Genomic DNA, 23,166 nt, shown 5'->3' on the forward strand with positions numbered 1-23,166 from the left:
ACCATTTGGTTGGTTGAACGGCGTCTCCGGTCTCTTCATGTTCCCGATGGTCCGGGCGTTGTCATTTGACGAAAGCATCTATGGCCCTAATAGAATGGCCGCGGTTCGACGCCGCCCGGGAAGCGCGTCAATTTCACCCCATCGCGACGAGGGAATAGATATGAGGATTGCCGTCGAAACGACCGTTGCCGCGCCGATCGCGGATGTCTGGCGCGCCTACACGACACCCGACGACATCAAGCAGTGGAACGCGGCTTCCGACGATTGGCACACGACCGCCGCGACCGTCGACCTGCGCACCGGCGGCGCCTTCTCGTCGCGGATGGAAGCCAAGGACGGCAGCATGGGGTTCGATTTCGCCGGCACCTACACCAGGGTCGAGGAGCCCCGTCTGCTCGAATATTCCTTCGGCGATCGCAGCGCGCAGGTCGCATTCACGCCGGAGACCGGCGGCGTCAAGGTGCAGGTCAGCTTCGATAGCGAGGATACCCATTCGGTCGAGCAGCAGCGCGGCGGTTGGCAGGCGATCCTGGATAACTTCAAGCGTTACGTCGAAGCCAAGCGGCGGTCCTGATTCGGCGACTGGAGAGCGGCGTGACGTTGAAGCGACCGCGCGCGGCGTGATCGCTGCGTGCTGCGTCCGCATCGCTCGCTTGATGTTTTTAGTCGTGCGAATCCTCATCGAGGAAAAAGGACGATCCCGGAATCGTCCATCGCGGTCCCTGCTATATCGACGACCGCGGAGGGCACTCACAATCCCCTAAGAACGCATTCTTGGATTAAGAAATTGCGAAGCGCGCTGCCGGCGCTCACGGCAAGTGTTGGAACCTGCAACGCACGAACAGAAAGCGATCGGTCTCTCAATCGCCGTCGGAACTTTGTTCACGCACGGAGAACTACGGAATCGTTCGTGCGCTGAGTGATAAAGACGGCGACTGATTTCACGGCACACGGCGAACACTAAAAAAGAAAGGCCTCAGCGCGTGGGCCACGCTGAGGCCAAGTAGACACTTTGGTCGTGAGGCACCGTCGCCGGCGCCTCGGTGCCTAACTTATCTTCGTTTCTGTGTTTCCAAATGGCCCATTTGGGCCATGCCGCGTGATAGCCAATTTGGGACATGCGCCGCTGGCACAAAGTGTGCAGACTTGGAGCTGTCAGGATTTTGCATCACCTTCCTGGGGCTAGGGCCAGCGCCGTCCGCATGTATTTCAAGCGGACGGCGTTGTGCATTCTGGCGACCGCGCCGGCCATCGCCTGGCTACGCTCGGGGTCAGCGGTCCACGGGCCGAATCTCGAGGTTCTCGATTTTCAGGGGCGGCGTTGACGGGACGTTCTGCCCGTTCAACGGATGCAGCGTGATCGGCGTATTCGAGCCGCCGGCGAGAACGTTGACGCCGGCGCCGTCGGCATGGGCGTAGCCGCCGGCGAGATCGTCGCTTCCAAGCCACGGCACGGGCGCCATCACCTTCCAGGCCATGGCGACTTCTTGATCTCCGATCAAAACGCCGAGGTTGCGGATGGCCGCGACATAACGACTGTCCGGCGTGCTATCGACGTGCAGCACGCAATCGAGGTTGGTCACCGGACCGACGACGAACCCGGTATCGGGTCCGCCACGACACTCAAGCGTTCCGGCCTGCACCTGCTGCGCATTGGCGGCTGCGAGCGGCGCAGCGAGAACCGCCGCACCACACAGAGCAGAGGCGATCGAACGGCTTTTCACACGCATGGTGCTGGACAACGCGGATCGGCGCGCAATCGGCCAATGACCCCGCGTGCGGCCTTCGTTTGTGGTTAAGGGAGCCTTAGAGATTGGTTTGATTGCTGCCGACGGTCGACGCTCGCGAGCGACTGGCCAGGAAGACGACGATCAACCAACGGCGATACTTTTTTGATCGTCGTCCCGGCTACACCTCAATGGTGGATCTATCGGCGTCGAACGAGCGTGCGCGCGCAAGGTCGTTTTTTTAGGCAGGAGAGGTAACGGGGCGAAGCAAAGCGACCGGTCCTGGCACTGACGCCAGGCCGTTCGGATCACGGCGGTGAGCCTGTCCCGAAAAATTACGCCGCCGGGCTCGAAATGCATTGTCCCGGCAGCGCCCTGTTCCAATCTGGGCCCGCAATCCCAGTCATGTTTGTGTCTGCAAAACCGGCGCCAGGGTTCGAGCGCCCCCGTAGTCATACGGGGACTGGCGTCCCGTGGTGGACTGATGTTGGCTACTTGTGCGCTGGCGAAGGTCCGATTGTCAGGGTGATCCACGCCGCCGCGCGAGAACGGCTGATCGCCACCGATGCTCCGCCCGATCAGCTATGGTGCTCCAGCTTCCGCATCTCCTGCAGGCGAGCCAGGCAGAAATCCCGATACAACTCGTTGATGAAATCCCACATGACGTAATCCCCTTGGTCCAATGCCGGGACGCTACGCCGGGTTTGTTTCCGGCGGGCTTCGCGGCTTCTTGAAAATGGTTTCATTGAGGGGGAGTAGGGTGGCGATCCCGGCGGGATTCGAGCCTGCAACCCGCGGAGTAGAAACAAACCGGGCGCCGTGCCGCCGTGCGATCTCCTCCTCGCAATCGGCATTAAGCTGGCGCGCTGCCAATGCCCGGTCACGCTCGCGGCGCGCGTCGCTCCCGGCGCAGCTCGCGCGTCCGCAGGTCAGGTGCCGTAGACGTCCTGATACCTGATCCGCGCGTGGCGCTCGCCTTCGTCGTTGACGTCGGGCATCGAGACGCTGCCTTCGCGGCAGGAAACGTGTCCCGACAAAGCGTCGTCAATAAAGAGTGATTCGCGAAATCGCTCGCAGCCAAGTACTAGACGATCGGTCTAATTTAATGGGTCTCGGTAAAACGCAGTGATATCGGCGCTTTGGCGGAGTTCGGTCGCTGCCGAGCGCTGACGGATTGATCGAGACATCCTCAACAAACAACGTTCGCCGACTCCTTCGCGGTCGGCTGGTTTCCAACATGAGAGGTCACGTATGGTTCGCAAGATCGCGCTTGGAATGACGATCGCTCTCGCAATGGCCCTGACCGCTCCGGTGGCCATGGCCCAGCAGAAGCACCATGTCAGCTATGATACCCCGGCAACTCAAACGACATACACCCAACAACATGTCATCGACGTTGGCGATATTCCGGGACATCAAGCTCGGCTCTTCGAAATTCGGCGGACCTATGGGGACGATGCCCCCATGATCAACGGGTCGAAGTTGAAGGAGCAGTGGACGCGCGGCATGTCGGACTACATCGATAACAATGGTCCGGCCCTCATCTACAACGTCTGGATACTGGAGAATGGCGACAAGTTTTTTGTCAGGACGTCTCTGGTCGCCCAAAGCAGTGGAGACGGGAAGCTTACAAACATGACATCGGGCGTCATTACTGGAGGCACAGGTAGCCTCGCCAGGATTCGTGGCATCATTAGCAGCCATGGGCCGTCCGAGCCCACGGCCGGCGTCAATGCCAATCAGACCGACATCGACTATTGGATGGAGTGAGAAGGTCTTCGCGACAGGCGATGGACCGGTGAGAATTGCCGGTCCATCATGTCCGTTTCCACGATGTCTCCCCCTGTGACGATATCTGGACAACGGCGACACCAAAAACGTCATGGCGATCAAGCCGGGAGGATTCCAAATGTTGCACCTGAACAGGCCCATCGTGTCGTTTCTGCTCTGCCTGCTCAGCCTCATCGCTGTGACGCGATCTGCGTCCGCGGAAGTCACCAAAATCGAATTCACCTCGAAGCAGCCGTACGGTACGTTTCGCACCGGCGACTATGTGATCTGGCAGGGCATGATCCATGGCGACCTGGCGCCGCAAGAGGCCATTCCGGGCATCGACAAGGCGGCGCGCAATGAACGCGGGCGCGTCGACTACGCGGCAAAGATCATTCTCATGATGCCGGCGGCTCTGCGCGCCGGCAACGGCGCATTGCTGGTGGATGTGCCCAACCGCGGTCGCGTCTACGCCGAGGCGCTCTACAACTCGCCGCGCGACGCGCCGTTTCTCTCCGGCACGCTGGAGCAGGGCACCGGCTTTCTCCAGGACCACGGTTTTGCGATCGCCGAGGTGCATTGGGAGCTCGGACAGGGCGCGGAGCTACCTTCGTTCGCCGACAGCGACGGCAAGACGCGCTACGTCGAGGGGGTAGGCTTTGCGATCGTGCGCGATGCCGCGGATTTCCTCGCGCACGCAGCCACTGACGCCGGAGGAACGCCGAACCCGCTCAAGGGCGCTATCAGCCGCGTGCTCGCGAGCGGCAAATCCCAGGACGGACGCTTCCTGAAGACCTTTCTCTTGAACGGCTTCAACATGGTGGGCAACCGGCGCGTATTCGACGGCATGCATGTGTTCGTCTCGGCTGCTGGTCTTCTTCCGATCCTGCAGACCGGCCTTGGGCCGAAATCGAGCGGCGAAGAGGCTCCCACCTTCGCCAATCCGGACTTTCCCGGCGTGAATGATGGGCCGCTCACGATCGGCGAGATCACCGCCAAGGTCGCGGCGCGCGGCGAGGTGCCGCCGAAGATGATGCTGGTCAACTCGACCACGGATTATTACTCGCTGCGCGCTTCGCTCGGCCGCACCGGCGCGTCCGGTACCGCGGACCAGCCGCTCCCCGCCAATGTGCGGATGTACGATGTCGCCGGCGGCTCGCATGTGGTGGTTCTAAAGGCGCCCACGTGCACGCAATCGCCCGGCCGTCTCGATTGGGCTCCCTTGTCGCGGGCTTTGTTGCTGCATCTCGATGACTGGGTGAGCCGCAACGCCGAGCCGCCCGCCAGCGAACTGATGCCGCTCGATACCGCGAGCGGCGATCCGCCCGCGCTGCGCGCACCGACCGCGCTTTCCGCTGCCGTGATCCAGGTGCCGAAGCGCGATCAGGACGGCAACGCGCTCGGCGGCGTCCGACTGCCTGACATCGCGGTGCCGACCGGCACCAATGGCGGACAGAACCAGCCGCAGACGTTCACCTGCATGCTGGTTGGATCCTTCTCGCCCTTCGCTGCGACGAAAGCGGAACGGGAACGCACGCCCGACACCCGTCCGTCGATCGAGGAGCGCTATCGCACCCGCGACGATTACGTGAACCGGATCCGCATCGCCGCGCAGGACCTCGTGACGCGCGGCCTCATGCTGCCGGAAGATACCGCGGTGATCGTTCAGGAAGCCGCGTCGAGCAAACTGTTCGCACCCGCCCCTGCGAATGACGCGCCACGCTGAGGGACGCCCGGGTCACGAGCGATCGCCACTTGTAGAACGTCGCATCACTGATGCCGTGCTTCCGACACAGATCACCTGGCGACGACCGGCAGCATGCTCCTTCAGCACCTTGATGATCTGCTCTTCCGAGAACCGGCTCTTGCGCATGGTCGTCTCTTCACTGGAGGACAGAACCGTAACTTAAAACCGGGGCGTTTCAGGGGAGCAGGTCAATCCAAGCAGGCGCCGTCACTTGCTGCTTCCTTCTCCTAGACGATCGGTCTATTATAATCTGCATGAGCAAGACGCTGCCTCTCCGCCGTCGCGGGCGACCACCGAAAGAACTTGCCGGCACTAGCGCGACCCGTGACGCGCTGGTGCGTGCAGGTGTCGTCATGCTGACGGAGAAGGGCTATTCCGCGACGGGAATCGAGGAAGTCTTGCGTAGCGTCGACGTGCCAAAGGGTTCGTTCTACCACTACTTTCCGAGCAAGGAAGCATTTGGAGCGGAACTGATCGACAGCTACGCTGCCTATTTTTCGCGGAAGCTCGACAGCTTCTTCCTGAACGAGCAACACCCCCCGCTGGAGAGGCTTAGGGGTTTTACCGACGATGCTGCGTTTGCCATGAAGCGCTTCCGTTATACGCGCGGCTGTTTGGTCGGCAATCTTGGCCAGGAGATGGGCGCACTTCCACAATCTTTTCGTCAGCAACTATTCGCTGTGTTCATCGACTGGCAGCAGCGCACAGCCAAGTGCTTGAGGTCTGCTCAAACCATGGGTGCGATCTCTTCCAGCCACGATTGCGATTGGCTTGCCGAATTCTTCTGGATCGGCTGGGAGGGCGCGGTCCTGCGCGCCAAACTCGAGCGCCGTTCCGAGCCGCTTCACTCCTTCTCGAAAGGTTTTTTCAAGCTCCTCAGTAAATGAGCCTTTTTGTCATTGGGTCGTTCAATATCAAACTATCGTTTCGCTGCGGAATTGGTTCGGGGATTGGTGCAACATTTGGCGTCAAACAGCTGCATTGATCGGCATCTGTTCTACACAAAGCGGGGCCGCGGCGCGCGCTATGTTCGGCCATGGCTTTCACCGCCTCATCTTCGTCGGCGCAAAAAGCGATGCTTCGCCGATCGGCAAACACGAGCCACTGGCGAAGGCCAACTTCCCTGATGACGTACTCGGTCATTTTCGAGCGTCCTACAGCGAGTAGACTGCATCTTAGGCAAGCGACCTTGCTGTTCCATTAATCAGAATCCGCCGCCCTCACAAATACACGCCCGGCGGCGTTTCCTTCCTGAACTGGGACACTGAAATCCCCAGCATCAAACTAACTGCAGGGGCCACAGGAGAGCTGCCTCAAAAATCTATGGACGGAGCGGTCCTGCGGATTGCAGCCTCATATTGCCGAAGGCAAGGACCGAAAATGACCCGGGGTTCTGAAAAAACCCTCTCGTCGATCGTGGAACAACGCCCTGTGGAGTTATTTCCATCCAATAGAAATAGGTTGGGGCTTGCTGGTTTCCAACCATGGGCAGAGCCAGAACCACAGTTAGGCTCTGAACGTCAGTACTCGATCCGACACTTTGCCCAGCCGCCGTGATAGTCACCCCGCAATAATGTGGATCGTTGGGCGTTGGACACACATAGTCCCATTGAAAAACAGCCGTGCCCGAAGGGAAGGGCGAGGGTGCCGGAATCGGGACCGGGATATGTACGGGTGGCGTGGGCTGCGCCAGCGCGCCGGATATTGTTGCAAGGAGCGATGCTAAAATTAGCCAAGGCAATTTCACGACAGGCCTCCTACGTGTCCGGAAGGCGGCGAGAACCCGGTCTATTAGGGCGCGATCAAGCACCATTTTTCAACTAATGCTTGAGGGGTACCACGGACCAGAACAAACGCAAAACCCGCCGTGTTGCGGCCGTGTTGCGCGGAGTGATTTGTAGGCGTCGGTAATGCGTTGATTTTGCTGGCATCGGTTCGCGAGGCCTGGCAACACGAAACTAGCAGTTAGAACGAAGCCGAAACTGCAAGAAACCCTTATTTTATGGGCATAAGTCGTGGCGATCCCGGCAGGATTCGAACCTGCAACCCGCGGAGTAGAAATCCGCTACTCTATCCAGTTGAGCTACGGGACCGTGGCGGCCTTGTAGCACCGCCAATATGAAAAATCCGCCTTTCCGCCAAGTCCGGCCGAACCGATTTTTGTGGTCGAGCGACAAAGGCGAGCAGGGACCCGCCCTGCGTTGGCCTGTCCAGCCCGTCGCGCCGCACGATGCTGCCGCCGGGGCTGGTCAAAGGAATGTCGGCAATGCGATCTGCGACGTTTTCGTCCGTTCATGTCCGCGCCTTCACTCCGTCACCTTTTCGCGCACTTTTGGCCCCAACGCGGCGTTCGACCGCGGGGCGTTCAGGAGCTCCATCATGATCGGATTGGTTCGTGCCGCCACGATATGCGCCACGCTGGTGCTCGCCCTGGTGGGCGCCCAGGCCGCGGACAAGGCCTTCAAGCGCGACGATCTCGCCGATTCCGCGATCAAGCTGGAAGCCCAGATCAAAAGCGAGGCCGGCGCGGTCAACAAATCGGCCGCGACCCTGCGCACCGACGCCGACGCCGCCTTCAAGCGCAATGATTTCCGCGGCGGGCTGCAGATCCTCGGCCAGATCGCGGCGACCACGCCGGAGGACGGCGCCAACTGGCTGCGCCTCGCCAGGACGATCTTCCAGATCCGCTCGGCGAGCTCCAGCGAACAGACGTTCCTGATGGAGCGCGCCTCCACTGCCGCCTACATCGCCTATCAGCGCGCCGGCAATGCGGGCGAGGAGGCGGACGCGCTCGCCGTGCTCGGCAAAGCGCTTGCCGAGCGCAAGCTGTGGCGCCCGGCGCTGGACAGCCTGCGGCTGTCGCTCGACATGCGCGAGGTCGCCGATGTCCGCGGCCAGTACGAGAAGATGCGCGACGAGCACGGCTTCCGGCTGCTCGATTATACCGTCGATTCCGACGCGGCCTCGCCGCGGGCCTGCTTCCAGTTCTCAGAGGAGCTCGCCAAGCGCGTCGACTTCGCGCCCTATCTGGCGCTGGCCGGCACCGACAAGCCGGCCTTGTCGGCGGAAGGCCAGCAGCTCTGCGTCGACGGGCTGAAGCATGGCGAGCGCTACAACATCAATCTGCGCGCCGGCCTGCCTTCGACCGTCAAGGAGACCCTGCCGAAATCGGCCGAGTTCAACATCTATGTCCGCGACCGCAAGCCGTTCGTGCGGTTCACCGGGCGGGCCTATGTGCTGCCGCGGACTGGACAGCGCGGTATCCCGGTGGTCAGCGTCAACACGCCGGCGGTCAAGGTCGACGTCTTCCGGATCGGCGACCGTAATCTGATCAACACGGTGATCGACAGCGACTTCCAGAGCACGCTGAGCCGCTACCAGCTCTCCGATCTCGGCGATCAGCGCGGCGTCAAGGTGTGGTCGGGCGAGCTTGCGACCGCCGCGACGCTGAATCAGGACGTCGTCACGGCGTTTCCGGTCGACCAGGCGCTCGGCGACCTGCAGCCCGGTGTCTACGTCATGACCGCCGCGGCCAAGGGGCCGGGCACCGACGACGACGGCACGCTGGCGACGCAATGGTTCATCGTCTCCGACATGGGCCTGTCGGCCTTCTCCGGCAATGACGGTATCCACGTCTTCGTCAACTCGCTGGCTTCGACCGAACCGGTCGCCAACGCCGACGTGAAGCTGGTCGCCCGCAACAACGAGATCCTGGCCACCCGCAAGACCGATGCCGCCGGCCACGTGCTGTTCGAGCAAGGCCTGGCCCGCGGCGAGGGCGGGTTGTCGCCGGCGCTGCTGACTGTCATGGGCGAGAAGGCCGACTACGCCTTCCTGAGCCTGAAGACCAATGCGTTCGACCTCACCGACCGCGGCGTCGCGGGCCGGGCGATCCCGGCCGGCGCGGACGCCTTCGTCTACGCCGAGCGTGGCGTCTACCGCTCCAACGAGACCGTCTATCTGACCGCGCTGCTGCGCGACGGGCAGGGCAATGCCCTGACCGGGACGCCGCTGACCATGGTGATCGAGCGCCCCGACGGCGTCGAATTCCGCCGCGCCGTGCTGCCCGACCAGGGCGCCGGCGGCCGGATGCTGGCGGTGGCGTTGAACTCTGCGGTGCCGACCGGCACCTGGCGCGCCCGTGTCTTCACCGATCCGAAGGGCTCGTCGGTCGGCGAGACCACCTTCATGGTCGAGGATTACATCCCCGAACGGGTCGAATTCGATCTGACCAGCAAGGAGAAGGTGATCAAAGCTGAAGTTCCAGTGGAACTTCAGGTCTCCGGCCACTTCCTCTACGGCGCGCCGGCCTCGGGCCTGCAGCTCGAGGGCGACATGCTGGTGGCGCCCGCGGCGAACGGCCGGCCCGGTTATGCCGGCTATCAGTTCGGTGTCGACGACGAGCAGACCGCGAGCAACGAGCGGACCCCGATCGAGGACCTGCCGGAGGCCGATGCCAACGGCGCGGCGACGTTCCCGGTGAAGCTCGAGAAGGTGCCGACCTCGACCCGGCCACAGGAGGCCCAGATCTACATCCGCATGGCGGAGACCGGCGGACGCTCGGTGGAGCGCAAGATCGTACTGCCGGTCGCCCCGGTGGCCTCGCTGATCGGCGTGAAGCCGCTGTTCGGCGACAAGAGCGTGGCCGAGGGCGACAAGGCCGAGTTCGACGTCGTGTTCGTCGCGCCCGACGGCAAGCAGTTGCCGCGCAACGGGCTGCGCTACGAACTGTTGAAGCTCGAGTCGCGTTACCAGTGGTACCGGCAGAACTCGTCCTGGCAGTATGAGCCGGTCAAGTCGACCCGCCGCATTGCCGATGGCGACGTCAATCTTGCCGCCGACAAGCCGATGCGCCTGACCTTCCAGCCGCAGCCCGGCCGCTACCGCCTCGACGTGAAATCGACCGACGCCGACGGTCCCGTCACCTCGGTGCAGTTCGATGTCGGCTGGTATTCCGACGGCAGCGCCGACACGCCCGACCTGCTGGAAACCTCGATCGACAAGCCGGAATATTCCTCGGGCGACACCATGACGGTGTCGGTCAATGCGCGCACATCAGGCAAGCTGACGGTCTATGTGCTTGGCGACCGCCTGCTGACCACCCAAAGCGTCGACGTCAAGGAGGGCACCCAGCAGGTCAGGCTCCCCGTCGGCAAGGACTGGGGCACCGGCGCCTATGTCATGACGACGCTGCGTCGTCCGCTCGATGTCGCCGCCGGGCGCATGCCCGGCCGCGCGATCGGGCTGAAATGGTTCGGCATCGACAAGAGGGCGCGCACGCTTGCCGTCGAACTGTCGCCGCCCGCGTTGGTGCGGCCGGGCTCGACGCTGAAGATCCCGGTGAAGCTCGGCGGGCTCAATCCCGGCGAGGACGCCAAGGTCGTGCTGGCCGCGGTCGATGTCGGCATTCTCAATTTGACCAATTACAAGCCGCCGGCGCCGGATGATTACTATCTCGGCCAGCGCCGCCTCACCGCCGAGATCCGCGACCTCTACGGCCAGCTGATCGACGGCATGCAGGGCACCCGCGGCCAGATCCGCAGCGGCGGCGACTCCGCCGGCGCCGAGCTGCAGGGCTCGCCGCCAACGCAGAAGCCGCTCGCGCTCTATTCAGGCATCGTCACGGTCGGGGCTGACGGGACTGCCGAGGTGAGCTTCGACATCCCAGAATTTGCCGGCACCGCGCGGGTGATGGCGGTCGCGTGGAGCGCAACCAAGGTTGGCCGCGCCAATCTTGACGTGATCGTGCGCGATCCCGTGGTGGTGACCGCGACATTGCCGCGCTTCCTGCTGACCGGTGACAAGGGCACCATCAGCATGGATATCGACAACGTCGAAGGCGCAGCCGGCAACTATGCCATCAGCGTCAAGGCGAGCGGCCCGATCAAGGCTTCCGGCAATTCGACCACGACGGTGAAGCTCGCCGCCAAGCAGCGCTCCTCGCTGTCGCTGGGCCTCGAGGCCGGCGGCGCCGGACGCGCCGAGTTCGACGTCGACATCTCGGGGCCGAACGGGCTGACGCTGGCGCGGCATTATGCGCTCGACGTCAAGCCGGCGACGCAAGTGCTGGCGCGCCGCTCGATCCGCACGCTGGCGAAGGGCGAGAGCCTGACACTGACCTCGGACATGTTTTCCGATCTCGTGCCGGGCACCGGCAGCGTGTCGGTCTCGGCGAGCCTGTCGACCGCGCTCGATGCCGCGAGCATTCTGAAGGCGCTCGATCGCTATCCCTATGGCTGCTCCGAGCAGATCACGAGCCGCGCGCTGCCGCTGCTCTATGTCAACGATCTCGCCGCCAGCGCCCATCTCGCGATGGATACCGCGGTCGACCAGCGCATCCGCGACGCGATCGAACGGCTCCTCGCTCGACAAGGGTCCAACGGCTCGTTTGGTCTGTGGTCGGCGGGCGGCGACGATGCCTGGCTCGATGCCTACGTCACAGACTTCCTGACCCGGGCCCGCGAAAAGGGCTTTGCGGTGCCGGACGTGCTGTTCAAGAACGCGCTCGACCGTGTCAGGAACTCGGTGGTCAATGCCAACGAGCCGGAGAAGGACGGCGGCCGCGATCTGGCCTACGGCCTCTACGTGCTCGCGCGCAACGGCGCAGCACCGATCGGTGATCTGCGCTATCTCGCCGACACCAAGTTGAACAATCTGGCGACCCCGATCTCCAAGGCCCAGCTTGCCGCGGCGCTCGCGCTGGTGGGCGACAAGGCGAGGGCCGAGCGGGTCTATGGTGCCGCGCTCGATGCGCTGAACCCGAAACCCGTGATCGAGTTCGGCCGGGTCGACTACGGCTCGGCGCTGCGCGATGCGGCGGCGCTGGTCTCGCTCGCCGGCGAGGGCAATGCACCGCGCACCACGCTGACACAGGCAGTGCTGCGGGTCGAGGCGGCGCGGGGACTGTCGCCTTACACCTCGACGCAGGAAAATGCGTGGATGGTGCTGGCGGCGCGGGCGCTCGCCAAGGAAACGCTGGCGCTCGACATCAACGGCCAGCCGGTCAAGACTGCGGTCTATCGCAGCTACAAGGCCGAGGAGATGACCGGCCAGCCGCTCAGGATCACCAACACCGGAGACGCACCGGTGCAGGCGGTGATCTCGGTGTCGGGCTCGCCGGTCACGCCGGAGCCGGCGGCCTCCAACGGTTTCAAGATCGAGCGCAGCTATTTCACGCTCGACGGCAAGCCGGCCGATGTCACCAAGGCGAAACAGAATGAACGCTTCGCGGTTGTCCTGAAGGTCACGGAAGCAAAACCGGAGTTTGGGCACATCATGGTGGCCGACTATCTGCCGGCCGGGCTCGAGATCGACAACCCGAACCTGGTGTCATCGGGGGATTCCGGCACGCTCGCGTGGATCGAGGACGGCGTCGAGCCGAAGAACACCGAGTTCCGCGACGACCGCTTCACGGCGGCGATCGACCGGGGCGCCAACGACAAATCGGTGTTTACGGTTGCCTATGTCGTGCGCGCGGTGTCGCCGGGCAAATATGTGCTGCCGCAGGCCTATGTCGAGGACATGTACAATCCCTCGCGCTACGGCCGCAGCGGAACCGGCGCGGTTGAGGTGAAGCCGGCGAAATGAACGGAACGTTGAAGACAGCACCGGTACGCGGATCGCGCTGGCGACGGATCAGGACCTTCCTGACGTTCGGTGCGGTCGCGATGCTAGTCGCAATCGGTGCCTTCGCCGCCTGGGTCGTGTCGCTCGGGCCGCTGCCGCTCGACAAGGCCCAGCAGGTCTCGACCACGGTGATCGATCGCAATGGCAAGCTGTTGCGCGCCTATGCGATGGCGGACGGGCGCTGGCGGCTGCCGGTCGACGCCAAGACATCAGTCGATCCCACCTATCTGAAGCTCTTGTTCGCCTATGAGGACAAGCGCTTCTATGAGCATCACGGCATCGATCCGCTGGCGCTGTCGCGCGCTGCATTACAGCTTCTCACAAGCGGCCATATCGTCTCGGGCGGTTCGACGATCACGATGCAGCTGGCGCGGCTGATCGAGCCGCGCCACCAGCGCTCGGTCTACGCAAAGCTGCGGCAGATGGTGCGCGCGGTCGAACTGGAGCGGCAGCTTTCGAAAGACCAGATCCTCGATCTCTATCTCGCGCTGGCACCGTTCGGCGGCAATCTCGAGGGCATCCGCGCCGCCTCGATCGCCTATTTCGGCAAGGAGCCGAAGCGGCTGTCGCTCGCCGAGGCCGCGCTGCTGGTGGCGCTGCCGCAATCGCCGGAGCGGCGGCGGCTCGACCGTTACCCGGACGCGGCCCACGCCGCCCGCGACCGCGTGCTCGAGCGCATGGTCGAGGATGGCGTGGTGTCGAAGGACGATGCCGCGCAGGCCACGGCGACGGCGGTGCCGAAGATGCGCAAGCAGATTCCGATCCTGGCGCCGCATTCGTCCGATCAGGCGATCGCGACGATGAAGGATGCGCCCGTCATCAAGCTGACGCTCGACGCCACGCTGCAACGGAACCTGGAGGCGCTGGCGCGCGACCGCGCCATTGCGCAGGGGCCTGATGTCTCGGTTGCGATCGTCGTGGTCGACAATGAGACGGGCGACGTGCTCGCGCGCGTCGGCTCGGCGGATTATTTCGACGAGCGGCGGGCCGGGCAGGTCGACATGACGCGCGCCGTGCGCTCGCCGGGCTCGACCTTGAAGCCGTTCATCTATGGCCTTGCCTTCGAGGATGGCTTTGTCCATCCCGACAGCCTGATCGAGGACCGGCCGATCCGCTTCGGCAGCTACGCGCCGGAGAATTTCGACATGACGTTCCAGGGCACGGTGCCGATCCGCAAGGCGCTGCAATTGTCGCTCAACGTGCCGGCAATCGCGCTGCTCGACCGGGTCGGTGCCAGCAGGCTGTCGTCGCGACTGAAGCAGGCCGGCACCAGTCTCGTGTTGCCGAAGGACGAGGCACCGGGCCTTGCGATGGGTCTCGGCGGTGTCGGCATCACGCTGCAGGATCTCGCCCAGCTCTATTCCGGCCTGGCGCGGCTTGGCGCGACCAAGCCGCTGCGCGAGATCATGCAGGCCAATGACGGCCGCGACACGATGCGGCTGATGGATCAGGCTGCGGCCTGGCAGGTCGGCAACGTCCTGCTCGGCACGCCGCCGCCGGAGAACGGCGTGCACAACCGGATCGCGTTCAAGACCGGCACCAGCTACGGCTATCGCGATGCCTGGTCGGTCGGCTTCGACGGCCGCGTCACGATCGGCGTCTGGGTCGGCCGTCCCGACGGCGCGCCGGTGCCGGGTCTGGTCGGCCGTACGGCCGCGGCACCCATCCTGTTCGACGCCTTTGCTCGCACCGGCACAATCCCGGCGGCATTGCCGAAGCCGCCGCGCGGCGTTCTGGTCGCCTCCAACGCGAAACTGCCGCCGCCGCTGCGCCGCTTCCGGCCGCTCGGCGAACTGGTCCGCAGCGGTAACGACCAGGCTCCGCATATCCAGTTTCCGCTGAACGGCTCGCGCATCGATGTCGATCAATCCGAGGGCGGCCGCAATGCGGCGATGCCGGTCAAGGTCGCCGGCGGGGTGCTGCCGCTGACGGTGCTCGTGAACGGTGTCTCAGCCGGAGACATCGACAGCCGGCGCCAGCGCCTGATCGACCCGCCCGGGCCGGGCTTCGCCCGGCTCACCGTGATCGACGCCACGGGTGCCGCGGATACCGTTGTGATCCGCGTGCAATGATCGCACGGGAAAGCGGAGCGGCACGGTCGGAAAGCGGAACAGCACAGTTGTTTGCGCTGCGGTTTCATCGTATGCGAAACCCATGGTGGATGGCCTCCAACCCCGGCGCTTCGGAGCAGGGCAACAGTCTGTAAAACCTGCGCATTCGAGCCGCAGGCTGTTCATGGCGTTCGAGTTCGCAACGGCCAGCCAATGGCGTTCGGTCCTGTTCCTGACGCTGACCTGCTTGGTGCTGTTCCTGCCGGGCTTCTTCACCATCCCGCCGATCGACCGTGACGAGGTCCGCTTTGCCCAGGCCACCAAGCAGATGGTCGAGAGCGGCGATTTCGTCGACATCCGCTTCCAGGACGACGTCCGTTACAAGAAACCGGTGGGCATCTACTGGATGCAGGCGGCTGCGCTGAAGACCGTCTCCGCGCTCGGGGTGCCGCGCGCCCAGGTCCGCATCTGGGTCTACCGCCTGCCGTCCCTGATCGGCGCCATAGGCGCCGTTTTGCTGACCTATTGGACGGCGCTGGCCTTCGTGACGCGGCAGGGGGCCGTGCTGGCCGCCCTGATGATGGCAAGCTGCGTGCTGCTCGGGGTCGAAGCCCGGCTCGCCAAGACCGACGCGATGCTGCTGCTGACGGTCACCGCGGCGATGGGCGCGATGGCGCGGGTCTATCTGTCGTGGCAGCGCGGCGAGGACCCCGCGCACCCGTCATGGGTCCCGCCTGCGGTCTTCTGGACGGCGCTGGCGGTCGGCATTCTGCTCAAGGGGCCGCTGATCCTGATGTTCGTCGGCCTTGCGATGGCGGGGCTTGCGATTCTCGACCGGTCGGCGGCCTGGTTCTGGCGCATGCGTCCGGTCTGGGGCCTGATGTGGACCCTGGTGCTGGTGCTGCCGTGGTTCGTGCTGATCTTCCTGCGCGCCGGCGAGACCTTCTTTGCCGACTCGGTCGGCGGCGACATGCTGAGCAAGCTCGGTGCGCAGGAATCCCACGGCGCGCCGCCTGGAATCTATCTGCTGCTGTTCTGGATCACGTTCTGGCCCGGCGCGCCGCTGGCCGGCATGGCGGCGCCTGCGGTTTGGCGCGCGCGGCGCGAGCCCGGCGCGCAGTTCCTGCTGGCGTGGCTGATCCCGTCCTGGATCGTGTTCGAGGCCGTGCTGACCAAGCTGCCGCATTACGTGCTGCCGCTCTATCCGGCGATCGCGATCCTGACCGTCGGTGCGCTGGAGCGGCGCGTGTTGTCGCGTTCGCCCTGGCTGTTGCGGGGCGCCGCCTGGTGGTTCGCGATCCCCGCCTTCGGCGCGGTGCTGGTGATCGTCGGCGCGATCAAGGCGATCCATCAGCCGGTGTTTCCGGCCTGGCCGTTGTTCGCGGTCGCGATGGTGTTCGGCCTGTTCGCGTGGTGGTTGTTCGAGGACAGCCGCGCCGAGCGCTCGCTGCTCAATGCGGTGATTGCCGCGGCGCTGATGGCAGCCGGCACCTATGGCGTGGTGCTGCCGCGGCTCACCACCGTATTTCCGAGCCAGGAGGTCGCACGCGCCTTGCGCAACGTGACCTGCGTCGGCCCGAAGGCGGCAGCCGCCGGGTTCCACGAGCCGAGCCTCGTGTTCATGACCGATACCTCGACGCTGCTCACCGACGGATCGGGCGCCGCGGATTTCCTCGGGCAGGGCTCCTGCCGCTTCGCGCTGGTCGAACAGCGCTCGGAGCGCGCCTTCGTGCAGCGCGCCGAGGCGATCGGCCTGCGCTACAACGCGCCGGTGCGCGTCGAGGGCTACAACATCTCGCAGGGCAAGGCGGTCTCGATCGCGATCTTCCGTTCCGAAGGGACGGAATGACATGCCGGCGCCGCCAGCGACCCCGGAATCCGCCAACTATTTCGGACGATTGCTGACGCTGGTTTGGCTGTCCCTCGCCCAGCTCGTGCGGGCGCCATCGCATTCGCGCCGCGCCGAGGCGGCGCGCCGCTCCGCGCGCCACGGACTTTTGCTCGTCGTCATTGTCGGTGCCGTGATCATCACGCTGATGTATGCGTTCGATGTGACCGAGATCAGTCTGATGCCGCCACGCGGCACGCCGGGTCTCTGGTGGGTGAAGACGCTCACCGATTTCGGCAAGGACGAGTATGCGCTGTGCGCGCTTGGCCTGCTGCTGATCGCGGTCGCGTTGGCGGCGCCTGCGCTGCGCGGCGTGCCGCGCGCCACCTTGCTTGGCCTCGGGACAAGGCTGCAATACCTGTTTCTGTCGGTCGTGCTCTCGGTCGCTGTCGGTGAATTGATCAAGTGGACCGTCGGCCGCGGACGGCCCTTTGTCGGCGGTAAGGCCAATGCCTTCAACTTCCAGCATTTCGCCGGCACCGAGGCCTATTCGAGCTTTCCATCGGGACATTCGATCACCGCGTTCGCGCTGGCCTTTGCCGTGTCCGCGGTGTGGCCGGGCGCGCGGTTCGCGATGCTGGTCTATGCGCTGGTGATCGCCGCGACCCGGCTCGTGCTGCTGGCGCATCATCCAAGCGACGTGGTGGCCGGGGCGCTGGTCGGGGTGATCGGCGCAATGGTCGTGCGCTACTGGTTCGCCGCCCGCCGCCTTGGTTTTGCCATTCATCGCGACGGCACTGTGGTGGCGCTGTCAGGACCGTCGGACGGGCGTCTCAAAAGGGTTGCGAGGAGCGCCTTCGCCCCATAAAAGCGGTCGCCCGACGGTCGGATCGGGCTGGTTCCATCGCCGACAATACCAACCACGAGTGCCGATTTGCCTGCTCCCGACCAGACGCCGGTCGCCGTTTCCATCGTCGTGCCTGTGCGCAACGAGGCGGACAATATCGCGCCGCTGATCGCCGAGATCGCGGCCGCGCTCGACGGACGCTGGGCCTACGAGATCATCTACATCAATGACGGTTCGACCGATGCCACCGGCGAGCGGCTGAGCGCGGTCATGGCCGAGCGGCGCAATCTCCGGCAGCTCCGCCACGCAGTCTCGTCGGGCCAGTCGGCGGCCGTGCGCAGCGGCGTGCGCGCCGCGCGCGGCGGGATCGTGGCGACGCTCGACGGTGACGGGCAGAACAATCCCGCCTTCCTGCCGGACCTGATCGCGGCGGTCGAAAGCGGCAACGGTCGCGTCGGCCTCGCCGCGGGCCAGCGCGTCGGGCGCAAGGACACCGGCTTCAAGAAGCTGCAATCGCGCATCGCCAACACGGTGCGCGGTATCATCCTGCGCGACGGCACCCGCGACACCGGATGCGGTCTGAAGGCGTTTCCGCGCGAGGTGTTTCTGGCGATGCCTTACTTCGACGGGCTGCATCGTTTTCTTCCGGCACTGGTCCGCCGCGAGGGGCTGACGATTGCCTATGTCGACGTCGTCGACCGGCCGCGCCATTCCGGCGTGTCGAACTATGGATTCTTCGACCGGCTCTGGATCGGGATCATGGATCTCGCCGGCGTGTGGTGGCTGATCCGCCGCAAGAAGCCGACGCCGGTCGTCACTGAAGTGGTCGCTGAAGTGCCCGATGTCGCCGGCGTGCCGGGCGTGACCGAGGTGAAGTGATGCTGATTCAGTACGGTCAGGCGTTGAGCGCCTATCTCTACGACGTGTTCATCGCCAAGTTCGACTTCTGGCTGGCGTTCGGCCTGATCGCGCAACTGTTCTTCACCGCGCGCTTCCTCGTGCAGTGGATCTCCAGCGAGCGCGCCGGCCAGAGCGTGGTGCCGATGGCGTTCTGGTTCTTTTCGATGGGCGGTGGCCTGATGACGCTGATCTACGGGCTTGCCAAGCGCGAGCCCGTCATCATCATCGGGCAGGGGCTCGCCACGCTGATCTATATCCGCAACATCATGCTGATCGTGAAGAACCGCGGCCGCGGGTCGAAGACGCTCGATAGCTGATTGCCGTCACCGTCAGCCCGGCATCAATTGCGACCGGATCTGAACCAAGGTCAAAGATTCGCCCCAAGGCGCATGGCATCTACGGCCTGCCGTGGGCGTGGCGGCATCTCGAGACCGTGCCCCAGGGGATGAGGGGCGTTGATGACCAGCCGTGACGAAGCGACGAAAGCGGGTGGTTATTTATCGGGCGTCCGCGATGTTCCGTCGCTTGACGAGCCGCCGCTGACCGGCGAGCGCAAATTGCCTGACCGGCGCGCCGTCAGTTTCCGCTGGATGGCGGGAACGATTCTGATTGGATCCGCCGCCGTCGCGCTTCTTGCCGGCGCGCTTCGCGGGGCGTTTGGCGATCACGTGCGCTTCGCAGCAGCGCCGATCGTGTCACTTCCGCGCTTCGCAGGGCAGGTGGTTGACGAGGCGCGGCGCGGCGATCGTCTCGACCGGAGACTCGGCTCGCAGGGCAATTCCGCTGCGCTCAAGATTGAGCAGCTGAGCGATGCCGGCGCGGTCCGTCGATTTACCCGCGTGTCAGCGCGGCTCGCGGAGATCGATCTCGAACCACGACAGGAAGCTCGGGGAGACGAAAAGGACGACGCCCGAGCGGGCTCGCAACACGACCTGCTGTCGGAACTGCCAGCCATCATACGGACGGGTCCATCGCGCCGCCCACTGCCGGGCGGCACCAGCGCCTATGCTGACGGTGAGGACGTACCGCATCCGCCGGCTCCGATAGGTGAGGCTGTCAACGTAACCAACCTTCCGAAGTCTCCTTCGTCGTCGCGTCACCGGCGACATGTCGTTATCGCGAGAAGCGGCGACACGCTGGCCGCCATTCTGCGGGCGCTGACGGCGGCCGCGGAGGACGCGCCGGCGATCCTCGCGGCTTTCCCGTCGCCGGGCGCTCGAGAGAGTCTGTCCGGTGGCGACAAAATCACGGTCATCGAACAAGGCGGAGACGCCGGTTCGGCGCACGGCCATGTCGCGAAAGTGTCGATCGAACGGGCCGGCTCCAATGTGTCCGCCGTCGGTCGCACCGACGGCGGCCAATACCAAGCGATCGTGCCGGAACAGCCCGACATCGCCGTGCGGAGCGAGAGCCCGCTGCGTGAGTCGATCGATACGCATTCCGTTCCGGGCGAAACGCTCCGTGACGGCCTTAACGCGCTTGCGCGCTCCAACCACGTCGATCAGGGGATCGTTGCTGAACTGATGCGGCTCTGTGGCCGCGATTTCGACCTCGACGAGCCGCTCGGCGACGCCGATGTGGCTGAGATCATCTACGCGCCGAACGACATCGGTCAGCCGGAGTTGGTCTTCATCGATTTGACGGCGGGCGGACAGACCCGCCGGTACTATCGCTTCACGGCGCCGGACGATGGCAGCTCCGATTTCTATGACGAGACCGGCCAGTCCATCACCAAATTCCTGTTGCGCAAGCCGGTCGTGAGCGGGCGGCTCGGCGACGGCTTTGGTTGGCGGATTCATCCGATCCTTGGCGACCGCCGCTTCCATGAGGGCGTCGATTACGCGGCGCCCTATGGGTCGCCCATCGCGGCCGCCGGCGCCGGCGTCGTCGAGACCGAAGGGTACGAACGGGGGTACGGGAAATATATCCGCGTGCGGCACGACCGCGGCTATGAGACGACCTATGCCCACGTCGCAAGCTTCCCGTCCGGGCTGAAGATCGGAGACCGCGTTCGTCAGGGCGAGACGATTGCCTTTGTCGGATCGACCGGGCTCTCGACCGGACCGCATCTCTATTACGAGGTGCGGATCAACGGTCGCAACGTCGATCCGCTTCGGATGAAGCTCTCAGGCGGCCGGCTGTTGCAAGGCGACCTGCTTGGGGCCTTCGATCGCCAGCGTGACAGCATCAACCAACTCGCTGCCGTCTTTGCGCTTCCACAGCGCCGTTTCGGCTCCGAACATCGGCCGCCGACATAGCGAGCGCAGATCGCATCAGGCCGTGGCGCCGCGGCGGGTCTTGCCGGGGTCAGGAGCCCGGAGAGCTCGATGGCACGGGCGCCGCAACGTCGGTCGTCGCCATCGTGCTCTCGCGATCGGCGGCGGTCTCGCCGGCGGCATCGAGCACGGGATAGGCGACCGAGCAGATGTGCGAATGGATGCGGCGAAGATCGCGCAGCACGTCGAGATGCAGCGAAGTGGTCTCGATGGTTTCGGGCCGGCCTTCGCGCAGGCGCTCCAGATGACGCTCGACGGCGGCCAATTCGGCCGCGCGCAGCGCCGCCTTTTCGGTGAGCAGCTTGCGCGCCTCGTTGGCGTCGCCCGACATGAACACGCCGAACGCGATCCGCAGCGAGTCGATCGTGCGCTTGTGGAACGCCGACAATTCCTCCGCGCCCTCGGTGGAGAATTGCAGGCGATGCTTGATCTTCTTGGTCGCGAGCTCGCTCAGGTTCTTGTCGACGATGTCGCCGATATGTTCGAGATTGATCGCGAACGCGACGATCTCCATCGCGCGCTGGCCCTCGCGCTCGTCCAGGCTGCCGCGGGTGAGTTTCGTGACGTAAAGCTTGATCGCCTCGTTCAGCCGGTCGACGGTGTTGTCCATCTTCGAGACCTGGTCGACCAGGGCGCGATCGTTGGTCAGCATCGCCGCCATCACCTTGCGCAGCATGGCCTCGGTGTGATCGCCCATATGCAGCACCTCGCGCGCCGCATCGGCCAGCGCCAGTGAAGGCGTCTCCAGCGCGCTCTCGTCGAGATAGCGCGGCCGTGATGGATCGGTCTCCTGCGCTCGCTTCGGCAACAGACGCTCGAGCAGCCGCGCCATGTGATCGAGCACGCCGATGAACAGCAGTGCGGTCGCAACGTTGAAGGCGATGTGGAACAGCGCCGTCGCCTTGGCGAGATCGGGCTGCCAGGCGTAGATGATCTCGGTGATCGGGCGCAGGAACGGCGCCACCAGCACGATGCCGACGACGCGGTTGACGAGATTGCCGACCGGCAGCCGGTAGCTCGCCGGATTGTCGCGCCGCGCGCCCTCCAGCAACGGATTGATGGCGCTGCCGAGGTTGGCGCCGAGCACCAGCGCAAATGCGGCATAGGGCGAGATGAACTGGGAAAAGGCCAGCGACATCACCAGCAGCACGCTGGCGACACTGGAATGGACCAGCCAGGTGACGACGGCGCCGATCAGGATGCAGAGCACGGGATCGCCGGTGATTGCGCCCAGAAACACGCGCACGCCCGGGGCATTCTCGGCGGGCGCCATCGTATCGAGCAGGATGTGCAGCGCCAGCAGCATCAGGCCGAGGCCGATCGAGACGCGGCCGAGATCCTTGATCCGGGAGCGCGGTCCGCTGCGGAACGCGACGAGGCCGACAATGAACAGAACCGGCGCGATGGCGGCGACGTTGAACGACAGCACCTGCACGATCAGCGTGGTGCCGATATTGGCGCCGAGCATGATCGCGAGCGCCGGCACCAGGCTGACGATCTCTTCGGCGGCGAAGGAACTGGTGATCAGGGCAGTCGCGGTCGAACTCTGGAGCAGGGCGGTCAGGCCGAGACCGGCGCCAAGGGCGGTAAAGCGGTTGCGCAGCGCCCGGGCGAGCAGCAACCGCAAATCCGGTCCGAAGGCACGCAGAATCCCGCTATGGACCATGTGCAGGCCCCACAGCAGGAGCGCCACGCCCCCCATCAGATCGAGCAGAACAATGCTTCCCATGCTTCCTGGCATCCCGGCGAATTCGAGTCGAAAGGATATAGGTATCGTCTATCGACTGGCGATCAACCCCTTTTTGTTCTCATGCGAGCCCGGGCGGGAGCGACGCACGCAGCTGAGTGGATTGGCCCATCGGGAGAGCGTTATGCGACCTGCAGCGACAATTCTCAACTATTCAATCTTTGATTGAAGCAAGCTTCTGGGGCCCCGACGAGGGCGCCCCGGGTAAACGAATCTCGAACGCGACCGCTCAATTGCGATCGGTTCCGCTAGGCAGTTTCCAATCTTTCCCGGTTATGACGATAGGCCAGGAAGTTGCCCAGAAAGGCTTGGGGATCAGAATGTTTATGAATCGCCGCAAGAGCGAACGCCGCCCGTGCCGGAGCGTCGCCAAAATTCAGCTGGGCACAGGGTCGCTGCCACGCGACTGCATGATCACCGATATTTCGGCCGGCGGCGTCAAGGTGATCGCCGAATATCTGGAGATCCCGCCGGAATTCACCATCATCCTGTCGACCGGCAGTCCGCGTCAGTGCCGGCTGGCCTGGCAAATCGGGCACGAGTTCGGCGCCCAGTTCGTCGACTGAACCAGCGATTTCGCTGCTTTCTCGCCGGGCGTCCGGCACCGGATCTGGGCCGGATGACGGCGACATGATGGCATCCTTAAC

Annotated in this window: 15 protein-coding genes, 1 tRNA gene and 2 pseudogenes; 12 read left to right on the forward strand and 6 right to left on the reverse strand. The window is 64.5% G+C overall.

Annotated features, from left to right (window positions below):
* Positions 1-160 precede the first annotated feature (160 nt).
* Complete coding sequence (locus PMN64_RS09235; protein WP_016842508.1) at positions 161-574, forward strand: SRPBCC family protein; 414 nt, start codon at positions 161-163, stop codon at positions 572-574.
* A 697-nt stretch (positions 575-1,271) separates the two neighbouring features.
* On the opposite strand, the gene PMN64_RS09240 is transcribed toward PMN64_RS09235, so the two are convergent.
* Positions 1,272-1,742 (reverse strand): DUF992 domain-containing protein, encoded by a 471-nt coding sequence (locus tag PMN64_RS09240; RefSeq protein ID WP_411780469.1) that lies wholly within the window; start codon positions 1,740-1,742, stop codon positions 1,272-1,274.
* A 920-nt stretch (positions 1,743-2,662) separates the two neighbouring features.
* Positions 2,663-2,743, reverse strand: a pseudogene (locus tag PMN64_RS09245) (peptide deformylase); the annotation flags it as partial.
* 235 nt (positions 2,744-2,978) lie between these two features.
* On the opposite strand from PMN64_RS09245, the gene PMN64_RS09250 reads away from it, so the two are divergent.
* Positions 2,979-3,497 (forward strand): hypothetical protein, encoded by a 519-nt coding sequence (locus PMN64_RS09250; protein ID WP_411780470.1) that lies wholly within the window; start codon positions 2,979-2,981, stop codon positions 3,495-3,497.
* A 403-nt stretch (positions 3,498-3,900) separates the two neighbouring features.
* Positions 3,901-5,223, forward strand: coding sequence for an alpha/beta hydrolase domain-containing protein (locus tag PMN64_RS09255; RefSeq protein ID WP_411780484.1), 1,323 nt, complete (start codon positions 3,901-3,903; stop codon positions 5,221-5,223).
* On the opposite strand, the pseudogene PMN64_RS09260 reads toward PMN64_RS09255, so the two are convergent.
* Positions 5,210-5,370 (reverse strand): annotated as a pseudogene (locus tag PMN64_RS09260) (transposase); the annotation flags it as partial. The gene PMN64_RS09255 and the pseudogene PMN64_RS09260 sit on opposite strands and share 14 nt — an antisense overlap.
* A 128-nt stretch (positions 5,371-5,498) precedes the next feature.
* On the opposite strand from PMN64_RS09260, the gene PMN64_RS09265 reads away from it, so the two are divergent.
* Complete coding sequence (locus PMN64_RS09265) at positions 5,499-6,131, forward strand: TetR/AcrR family transcriptional regulator (protein ID WP_212057715.1); 633 nt, start codon at positions 5,499-5,501, stop codon at positions 6,129-6,131.
* Here PMN64_RS09265 and PMN64_RS09270 read toward each other — a convergent pair.
* Positions 6,121-6,387 carry a hypothetical protein gene (locus PMN64_RS09270; RefSeq protein WP_411780471.1) on the reverse strand — a complete coding sequence of 89 codons (267 nt, stop codon included), beginning with the start codon at positions 6,385-6,387 and terminating at the stop codon, positions 6,121-6,123. The two genes, PMN64_RS09265 and PMN64_RS09270, sit on opposite strands and share 11 nt — an antisense overlap.
* An 873-nt stretch (positions 6,388-7,260) precedes the next feature.
* A tRNA-Arg gene (locus tag PMN64_RS09275) sits at positions 7,261-7,337 on the reverse strand.
* Positions 7,338-7,623: 286 nt separating this feature from the next.
* Between PMN64_RS09275 and PMN64_RS09280 the strand changes: the two genes are divergently transcribed.
* The 7 genes from PMN64_RS09280 (at position 7,624) to PMN64_RS09310 (ending at position 20,754) form a co-directional block, all read left to right on the forward strand.
* Complete coding sequence (locus PMN64_RS09280; protein WP_411780472.1) at positions 7,624-12,831, forward strand: alpha-2-macroglobulin family protein; 5,208 nt, start codon at positions 7,624-7,626, stop codon at positions 12,829-12,831.
* A gap of 80 nt (positions 12,832-12,911) precedes the next feature.
* Positions 12,912-14,942, forward strand: coding sequence for a penicillin-binding protein 1C (pbpC, locus tag PMN64_RS09285; protein WP_411780485.1), 2,031 nt, complete (start codon positions 12,912-12,914; stop codon positions 14,940-14,942).
* Positions 14,943-15,105: 163 nt separating this feature from the next.
* Positions 15,106-16,770, forward strand: a complete 1,665-nt coding sequence (locus PMN64_RS09290) for an ArnT family glycosyltransferase (protein WP_304495456.1) — start codon at positions 15,106-15,108, stop codon at positions 16,768-16,770.
* A 1-nt stretch (position 16,771) separates the two neighbouring features.
* The gene (locus PMN64_RS09295; RefSeq protein ID WP_411780473.1) at positions 16,772-17,617 is read left to right on the forward strand and encodes a phosphatase PAP2 family protein; all 846 of its coding nucleotides are present in this window, start codon (positions 16,772-16,774) and stop codon (positions 17,615-17,617) included.
* A 66-nt stretch (positions 17,618-17,683) separates the two neighbouring features.
* Entirely contained in the window at positions 17,684-18,475 is a 792-nt protein-coding gene (locus tag PMN64_RS09300; RefSeq protein WP_304495454.1) for a glycosyltransferase family 2 protein, read from the forward strand.
* Positions 18,475-18,813, forward strand: coding sequence for a lipid-A-disaccharide synthase N-terminal domain-containing protein (locus tag PMN64_RS09305; protein ID WP_016845896.1), 339 nt, complete (start codon positions 18,475-18,477; stop codon positions 18,811-18,813). Before PMN64_RS09300 ends, PMN64_RS09305 begins: the two co-directional genes overlap by 1 nt.
* A gap of 141 nt (positions 18,814-18,954) precedes the next feature.
* Positions 18,955-20,754 carry a M23 family metallopeptidase gene (locus PMN64_RS09310; RefSeq protein ID WP_411780486.1) on the forward strand — a complete coding sequence of 600 codons (1,800 nt, stop codon included), beginning with the start codon at positions 18,955-18,957 and terminating at the stop codon, positions 20,752-20,754.
* A 49-nt stretch (positions 20,755-20,803) separates the two neighbouring features.
* Here PMN64_RS09310 and PMN64_RS09315 read toward each other — a convergent pair whose 3' ends face one another.
* Complete coding sequence (locus PMN64_RS09315; protein ID WP_411780474.1) at positions 20,804-22,501, reverse strand: Na/Pi cotransporter family protein; 1,698 nt, start codon at positions 22,499-22,501, stop codon at positions 20,804-20,806.
* Between the two features lie 338 nt (positions 22,502-22,839).
* On the opposite strand from PMN64_RS09315, the gene PMN64_RS09320 reads away from it, so the two are divergent.
* Positions 22,840-23,085 carry a PilZ domain-containing protein gene (locus PMN64_RS09320; protein ID WP_026192789.1) on the forward strand — a complete coding sequence of 82 codons (246 nt, stop codon included), beginning with the start codon at positions 22,840-22,842 and terminating at the stop codon, positions 23,083-23,085.
* Positions 23,086-23,166 lie beyond the last annotated feature (81 nt).

Origin of the sequence: Bradyrhizobium sp. UFLA01-814, from assembly GCF_046718885.1 — a bacterium.
Classification (GTDB): Bacteria; Pseudomonadota; Alphaproteobacteria; order Rhizobiales; family Xanthobacteraceae; genus Bradyrhizobium; species Bradyrhizobium elkanii.